We start from the raw sequence: 7,646 nt of genomic DNA, 5'->3' as shown, positions 1-7,646 counted from the left end.
CTGGTGGGGTGTGGGGGAGGCTGCGGAAATGACCGTGCACTTCATCGGCGCCGGGCCCGGTGCCGCCGACCTGATCACCGTGCGGGGCCGCGACCTGCTCGCGAGCTGCCAGGTGTGCCTGTATCCCGGCAGTCTCACGCCGGAGGACCTGCTGGCGCACTGCCCGCCCGGCGCGCGGCTGATCGACACCGCTGAGCTGACGCTCGACGAGATCGTCGCTTCGCTGGTCGACGCCCATCGCGAAGGGCACGACGTGGCGCGGCTGTGCTCCGGCGACCCGTCGATCTACAGCGCGGTGGCCGAGCAGATGCGGCGCCTCGACCACGCCGGTGTGCCGTATGCGGTGGTGCCCGGCGTGCCCGCTTTCGCCGCGGCAGCGGCGGAACTCGGGCGCGAGCTGACCGTGCCGACCGTCGGGCAGAGCCTCGTGATCACCCGCGTCCAGGCCCGCTCCACGGCGATGCCCTCGGGGGAAACGCTCGCGGCGTTCGGCGCGACGGGCGCGACGCTGGCCGTGCACCTGGCGATCACGCGGATCGAGCAGGTGGTGGAGCAGCTGCTCCCGCACTACGGCGCCGACTGCCCGGCAGCCGTCGTCGCCCGCGCGAGCCAGGCGGAGCAACAGGTCCTTCGCGGCACGCTGTCGGACATCGCGGCGCAGGTGCGGGAGGCGGGCATCAACCGCGCGGCGGTGATCTTCGTCGGCCGCGTGCTCGGCGCCGAAGCGTTCCCGGACAGCTTCCTGTACTCGACGGGCCGGCCGCGGAAAAGCCGGGAGTAGCACACCGTGCTACAGCGCGCTACACTTGGAACATGGACACCATCACCCAGCGCGAACTGAGGAACAACTCGGCCGCCGTGATGGATGCGGTCGAGTCGGGCGAGACGTACCACATCACCCGCAACGGCGTGGAAATCGCCGAGCTGCGCCCGCTCTCGCGCCGCCGGAAGCTCACCGCGGAGGAGCTGGTGGAGCGGCACCGCACGCTGCCCGAGGTGGATTTCGTGCACCTACGGGAAGACATCGAGGTCGTCTTCGCGGACGAGTACCTCGAAGACAGCGACCCGTGGACGAGGCGCCGTGGCTGAACGGCCCGAGGCCGGCGTACTGGACACCTGCACCTACCTCGACCTGACGCGTCTGGACCCCGCCGTGCTGCCGCAGGTCCCGGAGATCACCGCGATCACGCTCGCCGAACTGCACCAGGGCGTCGCGATGGCCCGTGACGCGGAGGTCCGGGCCGCGCGCACGGAACAGCTCGGCGCCGCGCTGGCGGAGTTCGAGCCGCTGCCGTTCGACGGTCCCGCCGCCGCCCGGTTCGGCACGCTCGTCTCGCTCACGCTCGCAGCCGGACGCCGACCGAAGCCACGCTTACTGGATCTGCAGATCGCCGCGATCGCCTCAGTGCACGGGCTCCCGCTCTACACCCGCAACGCCGGCGATTTCAAAGGCCTCGAAAAGATGCTCAAAGTGGTTGCGCTGTAAGGAAATCCCGCGCGCCGGGCTGCAGGGTGGCCTCGTCGAGGATGCCGTCCCGGTAGAACTCGAAGAAGGCGCTCACGTACTCGGGCGGCGTGGTTTTTTCCAGCTCCGCCAGGGTTTCCTCGTCCGAAAGCTCGACGCAGCGCAACTCCCGCCTTCTGGCCGGACAGTGCGTAGACCCGCCCCTTGTGCCTTTCATCGGTCAGCGCCCGCACCTGCTCTCCGGTCTCGACGCACCGAAGCCGATTCCTCCAGAGCCAACCAGAGGCGACTAGGGGCAGCGCCCGACGATCGTCCCGGCGCGGTCGATCACCACGACGTCCACCTCGATCTTCGCGCCCGCCAGCACATCCAGCGCCGTCGCGCGCGCCCGTTCCGCGACCCGGTCCCCGATCGGCACCCCGGCCGCCTGCGCCAGTTGCAAGGCGTGCAGGGCCGTGTTCGCCTCCGTGACCGAAGACGCGAGCGACTCGGGCACCAGCGAAGCCAGCAGCCGCAGATCCACTTGTGAGCGCTGGGAATGGAGATCCAGATGCCCGGCCGCCAGCTTCGAGAACTTCGCGAACCCGCCGGCCAGCGTCAGCCGCGGCACCGGATGCCGCCGCAGGTACTTCAACACCGCGCCGGCGAAATCCCCCATGTCCAGCAACGCCGTCTCCGGCAACCCGTACAGTTCCGCCACCACCCGCTCGGACGTGCTCCCGGTGGCACCGGCGACGTGCTCGTGCCCCAGCGCCCGCGCCACGTCCACGCCGCGGCGGATGCTGTCGATCCACGCCGAGCACGAGTACGGCACGACGACGCCCGTCGTCCCCAGCACCGACAGCCCCCCGAGGATGCCCAGCCGCGGGTTCCACGTGCGCCGCGCCAGCTCCTCACCGTCGGGGATCGAGATCTCCACGACGACGTCACCGGACCCGCCGTGCTCCGCCGCGACCCGGCCCACGGCTTCGGTCATCAGCCGTCGTGGCACCGGGTTGATCGCGGGCTCGCCGACAGCCAGCGGCAGCCCGGGCAGCGTGACCGTGCCGACCCCTGGCCCGGCACGGAAAGTGACGCCGCTGCCCGGTTCTCCCGCGGACACGGTCGAGACGATCAGCGCACCGTGCGTGACATCCGGGTCGTCGCCCGCGTCCTTGATCACCCCCGCGCTCGCCGAGCCCGCGGTCAGCGACTCGGTCGCGAGCGCGAAGGACGGCCGCCTGTCCTTGGGCAGCAGCACTTCGACCGGATCGGGGAACTCGCCGGTGAGCAGCGCGGTGTACGCGGCCGTCGTCGCCGCTGTCGCACACGCCCCGGTGGTCCACCCGTACCGCATGAACAGGGAGTATGACTCCCATGATTCTCGTGCTCGGAGGCACCGGCGAGGCTCGCGCGCTCGCGGCCGAGCTCGTCGCGCGCGACCTGCGGGTCGTTTCGTCGCTCGCGGGCCGCGTCGCGAACCCCCGGCTGCCTGTCGGCGAAGTGCGTGTCGGGGGCTTCGGCGGCCCGGACGGGCTCGCCCGCTGGCTCACCGAAAACCACGTCGAGGCCGTCGTCGACGCAACGCACCCCTTCGCGGAACGCATTGGTGCGTCGGCGTTTCAGGGCGCGCGGACGGCTGGGGTACCCCTACTGAGGCTGCAGCGTCCCGGCTGGCAGGCGGGACCGGGTGACGAATGGCACTGGGTGAGTTCCCTCGACGAGGCCGCGAGCAAGATCACCGAGCTGGGTGAGCGGATCTTCCTCACCAGCGGGCGGCAGGGACTGTCCGCGTTCGCCTGCTGCACGGACCAGTGGTTCCTCGCGCGGTGCGTCGATCCGCCGGAACCCCCGCTGCCGCCCAAGATCGAGATCCTGCTCGACCGCGGCCCCTACGAGGTCGAGGGCGAATCGGCGCTGCTGCGGGAACACCGGATCGACGTGCTCGTCACCAAGGACAGCGGCGGCACGATGACCACGGCGAAACTGCGCGCGGCACGGGAACGCGGCATCCCGGTCGTCGTCGTAAAACGCCCGTCCAGGCCCGAAACGACCACGGTCGAGACCGTCCCCGCCGCGCTCTCGTGGGTGTCAGCGATGCTGGGGGCATGACAGACGCGTTCTACGAGGTGCTCACCAGACGACGTGACGTACGGGCGGAGTTCACCGGTGAGCCGATCCCCGAGGACGTGCTCTCCCGCGTGCTGGGTGCCGCGCACGCCGCGCCGAGCGTCGGCCTGACCCAGCCGTGGGATTTCATCCTGGTGTCCAGCAAGGAAACCCGGACAGCGTTCAAGGAGCACGTGCAGGCCGAACGCGCCGTGTTCGACCGGTCGCTGCCCGCCGATCGCGCCGAAACCTTCAGCCGCATCAAGATCGAGGGCATCCTCGAGTCCAGCCTCGGCATCGTCGTCACCTACGACGCGCGGCGCGGCGCCCCGGACGTGCTCGGCAGGCACGCGATCGCCGACGCGGGCCTGTACTCGGTGTGCCTGGCGATCCAGAACCTGTGGCTCGCGGCGACCGCCGAGGGACTCGGTGTGGGCTGGGTGAGCTTCTACCGCGAGGACTTCCTGCGCTCCCTGCTGGGGATCCCGGCCGAAATCCGGCCCGTCGCGTGGTTGTGTGTCGGCGGTGTGAACCGGTTGCACGAAACGCCGGATTTGGAGCGCCATGGCTGGCGTAGCAGGCGCCCGCTGGAGGCCGCCACCCATCTCGAACGTTTCGGCGGACAGGGAGCCGTGCATAATCCGTGACCGGAGAACCCGAAGAAAACTTCCGACCCCAGGGCGATAGCGTTCGTTCAATGTGGATGGCCAGCAGGACGCCAACAGTCACCCCCGATGAGGTGACCGATCCGGAGCAGACGAGCCCGGAGACCACAGCTTCAGACAGACCACGCGGACTGCTGTGGCGGTGGCTCGCGATCGTGCTCGGACTGCTCGCGGCCGCTTGTGCCGTGGCGTTCCCGTTCCTGCCCGTGGTGCAGGACACCGCCCAGATCACCTGGCCGGTGGGCAGCGACACGCGCCCGGTGAACGCGCCGCTCACGAGCTACTGGGCCCAGGACATGCGGGTCGAGCTGCCGTGCGCCACGATCCAGTCGGTCAACAACCGGAACCCCGGCGGCGCGCTGCTGTTCTCGACGGTGCCCGGCGCGCGGACCGGCAACGGCGCGGGCGTGTTCGTGCGCGTGGAAAAGGGCGTGCTGACGGCGTTCAACCGCGGTCAGCAGGTGGCGCGGCAGCAGCTGCCTGCCACGGGCTGCGACGTGAGCTACGCCTCCGACGCCACGCACACCACGCTGAAGATCGCGGGCACGCCGGTGTTCGACTCCGGTGGTGACGTGCGCGGCCGGGTCGTCGGCATCTACACCGACATCACGTCGGCGAAGGACCCGATCGCCGGGCTCAGCGTGTCCATCACGCCGGACACCCGCTACCAGTCGTCCCCGACCGGGCTGAAGGTCGGCATCGGGGTGTTCGGGGTGCTGTCCCTGATCGGCTGCCTGATCGCGGTGAACCGGGTGGACCGCCGCGGCGCGCGGCGGGCGCCACGCTGGGCGCCGATCGGCTGGTGGAAGCTCACGCCACGGGACTTCACGGTGTTCGGGGTGCTCGGCGCGTGGGTGTTCATCGGGCCGGTCACGTCCGACGACGGCTACATCCTGACCATGGCCAGAGTCGCCGACCAGGTCGGCTATCTGACCAACTACCACCGGTGGTTCGGGGTCGCGGAGGCCCCGTTCGGCTGGAACGACCACATCTACGAGCTGATGGCCACGGTGTCCACGGTGCCACCGTGGATCCGGCTGCCCTCGTTCCTCATCGGCGTGATCAGCTGGCTGCTGATCAGCCGTGAGGTGATGCCGCGGCTGGGCACGCAGGTCCGGCACAGCCCGGCCGCCAGCTGGGCCGCCGCGATGGTGTTCCTGGTGTGGTGGCTGCCGTTCAACAACGGTGTGCGCCCGGAGCCGTGGGCCGCGCTGGGCTCGCTGCTCGCGCTGTGCGCGGTCGAGCGGACGCTCGTCACCCGGCGCCTGCTGCCGCTGTGCCTCGGCCTGCTCGCCGCCGCCTTTGCGCTCGCGGCGACGCCGACAGCGCTCATCGCGGTGGCGCCGTTCCTGGTCGCGGCGAGACCGTTGTTCCAGATGCTTCGCGCGAGGGCGAAGGAAGAGGGCTGGCTGGGCATCCTGGCGCCGATAGCCGCGGCCGGGTTCATCGTGCTCGTGGTGGTCTTCGCCGACCAGACGTTCGCCACCGTCAGCGAGGCCACCCGCCTGCGCGGCAACGTCGGCCCGAACCTGCCGTGGTACGACGAGCTGTCCCGCTACGAGCTCCTGTTCGCCGACAGCGCCGACGGGTCCATGACACGCCGGTTCCCCGTGCTGCTGCTGGTTTTGTGCACCGGCGCCTGCCTGGTCGTGCTGCTGCGGCGCGGCCGCATCCAGGGCGCCGCGCTCGGCCCGGCACGGCGGCTGATCGGCACCACGGCGCTGTTCTTCCTGCTGCTGGCGCTGACCCCGACCAAGTGGACGCACCACTTCGGCGCGTTCGCCGCCGTGGGTTCGGCGATGGCCGCGCTCACCGCGCTGGCGACGAGTTCCACGGTGCTGCGCTCGAAACGCAACCGGGCGGCGTTCCTCGCCGGGTTGCTCGTGGTCGCCGCGCTCGCCTCGACGGGGCCGAACGCGTACTGGTTCGTGTCGAGCCTCGGCGTGCCGTGGTTCGACAAGGCGCCGTCCATCCACGGCATCCACCTGTCCACGGTGCTGTTGCTCGCGGGCGCGGTGGCGGCGGTGTTCGCGTTCGTCGAGAACGTGCGGATGTCGAAACCGGGGCTGCCACCACCGGTCACCGAACGCCAGCGCGGGCGCGCGCTGAAGCTCGGTTCGCTGGGGCTCGTGGTGGTCTGTGGCGCGGTCGTGGTGTTCGAGTTCGCCAGCATGGGCAAGGCGATCCAGAAACAGTGGGGCAGCTACAGCCTCGGCGCGGCGAACGTCGCGCACGTGTTCGGCAAGAGCTGCAACCTGTCCGACCATGTGATGGTGGAACAGGATCCGGTGTCGAGCGTGCTCAAGCCGGTGTCGCTGCCGACCGTGCCGGTGAAGAAGGAGACCGCGCCCGGCCTGCCGCCCACCGACGAGGACAACGGCAAGACCGAAACCGGTTTCCACACGGACGCGGACGGCGACAACGACCCGCTGAGCGGGCCGCCGCACGGGTTCACCTCGAGCACGGTGCCGATGTGGAGCAGCTACCACGAGGACCCGGGCTCGTCGACGGGCAAACTGCGCACGGACTGGTACTCGCTGCCGGCCGACAAGACGAACGCGCAGGTCGCGGTCGCCATCGCGGCACCGGCGGGCAAGGCGACGAGCGTCGCGCTGGAGTTCGGCACGGAGACGCCGCAGGGCGTCCAGGTCGTGAAGAGCGACACGGTGCTGGCCACCGGTGCCGGGACGGCTTCGGGCAACGGCACGGACAACGACAAGGGCAAGTGGGCGGACCAGCGCGTGCAGGTCGGTGACCAGCCCGCGAACGCCACCGTGGTCCGGGTGGTCGCGCAGGACGACGACGTCACCGACGACGGCTGGGTGGCCGTCAGCGCGCCCCGCGTGCCGACGTTCACCACGCTCACCCAGCGCGTCGGCAATGCGCCGGTGTACATGGACTGGCCCGCGGCGTTCGTCTACCCGTGCCTGAACCCGGTCACCTCGCACGACGGCATCTCGACGGTGCCCGCGTACCGCATCACGGCGGGCACGCTGGCGCCGGAGGCGGGGATCGCCGACAACATCGGTGGCGGTCCGCTCGGCTGGCTCGAGGAGGTCGCGTCCGAGCCTGAGGTGCCGAGCTACCTCGACGGTGATCCCGGGCAGTCCTGGGGCCAGCTGATGCAGGTCGAGCCGTACACCGAGGGCGTCGCACCGCACGTGGAGCACGGCGAGAAGACGGTGTGGGGCTGGTACTCACCCGGGCCAGGGCCACAACAGCCGAACGGGTCTACGCAGACGCGTTGATTCCTCGGGGGCCCCGCATCTTTTGGGTGCGGGGCCCTTTGCTTGCGTGTGGCTTGCGTTGCGGCAGCAACGGACGCGCGTGGCCGCGCTGGGTGCCCCACCCCGCCCCCGATCCGCGATTGTCCAGCGACAGCTGAGGATGCTGGGGATCGGAAGCAGGGTGGGGTGTGGGGCGGGTTA

At 70.5% G+C, this 7,646-nt stretch carries 8 protein-coding genes; 6 read left to right on the top strand and 2 right to left on the bottom strand.

The annotated features are described in order from the left end of the window. The first annotated feature begins 28 nt into the window (after positions 1-28). Genes cobM through FPZ12_RS44965 form a run of 3 tightly spaced genes read left to right on the top strand, consistent with a single transcriptional unit; the run spans position 29 to position 1,486 of the window. Positions 29-781: a precorrin-4 C(11)-methyltransferase gene (gene cobM, locus FPZ12_RS44975; RefSeq protein WP_144761860.1), complete on the top strand. Its 753-nt coding sequence runs from the start codon at positions 29-31 to the stop codon at positions 779-781. A 32-nt stretch (positions 782-813) separates the two neighbouring features. Continuing rightward, a complete protein-coding gene (locus FPZ12_RS44970; RefSeq protein WP_144761864.1) occupies positions 814-1,089 on the top strand; it encodes a type II toxin-antitoxin system Phd/YefM family antitoxin in 276 nt (91 codons plus the stop codon). Next, positions 1,082-1,486 (top strand): type II toxin-antitoxin system VapC family toxin, encoded by a 405-nt coding sequence (locus FPZ12_RS44965; RefSeq protein ID WP_144761867.1) that lies wholly within the window; start codon positions 1,082-1,084, stop codon positions 1,484-1,486. The genes FPZ12_RS44970 and FPZ12_RS44965 overlap by 8 nt, the downstream gene beginning before the upstream one ends. Here FPZ12_RS44965 and FPZ12_RS45930 read toward each other — a convergent pair. Further along, on the bottom strand, positions 1,467-1,631 hold the full coding sequence (locus FPZ12_RS45930; RefSeq protein WP_166463123.1) for a hypothetical protein: 165 nt from the start codon (positions 1,629-1,631) through the stop codon (positions 1,467-1,469). The two genes, FPZ12_RS44965 and FPZ12_RS45930, sit on opposite strands and share 20 nt — an antisense overlap. A 123-nt stretch (positions 1,632-1,754) precedes the next feature. After that, positions 1,755-2,801, bottom strand: a complete 1,047-nt coding sequence (locus FPZ12_RS44960; RefSeq protein WP_144761870.1) for a cobalt-precorrin-5B (C(1))-methyltransferase — start codon at positions 2,799-2,801, stop codon at positions 1,755-1,757. A gap of 20 nt (positions 2,802-2,821) precedes the next feature. On the opposite strand from FPZ12_RS44960, the gene FPZ12_RS44955 reads away from it, so the two are divergent. Genes FPZ12_RS44955 through FPZ12_RS44945 form a run of 3 tightly spaced genes read left to right on the top strand, consistent with a single transcriptional unit; the run spans position 2,822 to position 7,466 of the window. Further along, positions 2,822-3,556 (top strand): cobalt-precorrin-6A reductase, encoded by a 735-nt coding sequence (locus FPZ12_RS44955; RefSeq protein ID WP_424923713.1) that lies wholly within the window; start codon positions 2,822-2,824, stop codon positions 3,554-3,556. Continuing rightward, positions 3,553-4,200 carry a 5,6-dimethylbenzimidazole synthase gene (gene bluB / locus FPZ12_RS44950; protein ID WP_144761873.1) on the top strand — a complete coding sequence of 216 codons (648 nt, stop codon included), beginning with the start codon at positions 3,553-3,555 and terminating at the stop codon, positions 4,198-4,200. The genes FPZ12_RS44955 and bluB overlap by 4 nt, the downstream gene beginning before the upstream one ends. Before the next feature lie 50 nt (positions 4,201-4,250). Further along, on the top strand, positions 4,251-7,466 hold the full coding sequence (locus FPZ12_RS44945; RefSeq protein WP_424923712.1) for an arabinosyltransferase domain-containing protein: 3,216 nt from the start codon (positions 4,251-4,253) through the stop codon (positions 7,464-7,466). Positions 7,467-7,646: the final 180 nt, after the last annotated feature.

This window comes from Amycolatopsis acidicola (assembly GCF_007713735.2).
Classification (GTDB): Bacteria; Actinomycetota; Actinomycetes; order Mycobacteriales; family Pseudonocardiaceae; genus Amycolatopsis_E; species Amycolatopsis_E acidicola.
Note: the sequence above shows the minus strand (reverse complement) of the source record. Positions and strands in the feature narration are given on the sequence as shown.

Coding starts and splice junctions, on each gene's coding strand:
- cobM (WP_144761860.1), top strand. CDS start 29: ATGACCGTGCACTTCATCGGCGCCGGGCCCGGTGCCGCCGACCTGATC.
- FPZ12_RS44970 (WP_144761864.1), top strand. CDS start 814: ATGGACACCATCACCCAGCGCGAACTGAGGAACAACTCGGCCGCCGTG.
- FPZ12_RS44960 (WP_144761870.1), bottom strand. CDS start 2,801: ATGCGGTACGGGTGGACCACCGGGGCGTGTGCGACAGCGGCGACGACG.
- FPZ12_RS44955 (WP_424923713.1), top strand. CDS start 2,822: ATGATTCTCGTGCTCGGAGGCACCGGCGAGGCTCGCGCGCTCGCGGCC.
- bluB (WP_144761873.1), top strand. CDS start 3,553: ATGACAGACGCGTTCTACGAGGTGCTCACCAGACGACGTGACGTACGG.
- FPZ12_RS44945 (WP_424923712.1), top strand. CDS start 4,251: ATGTGGATGGCCAGCAGGACGCCAACAGTCACCCCCGATGAGGTGACC.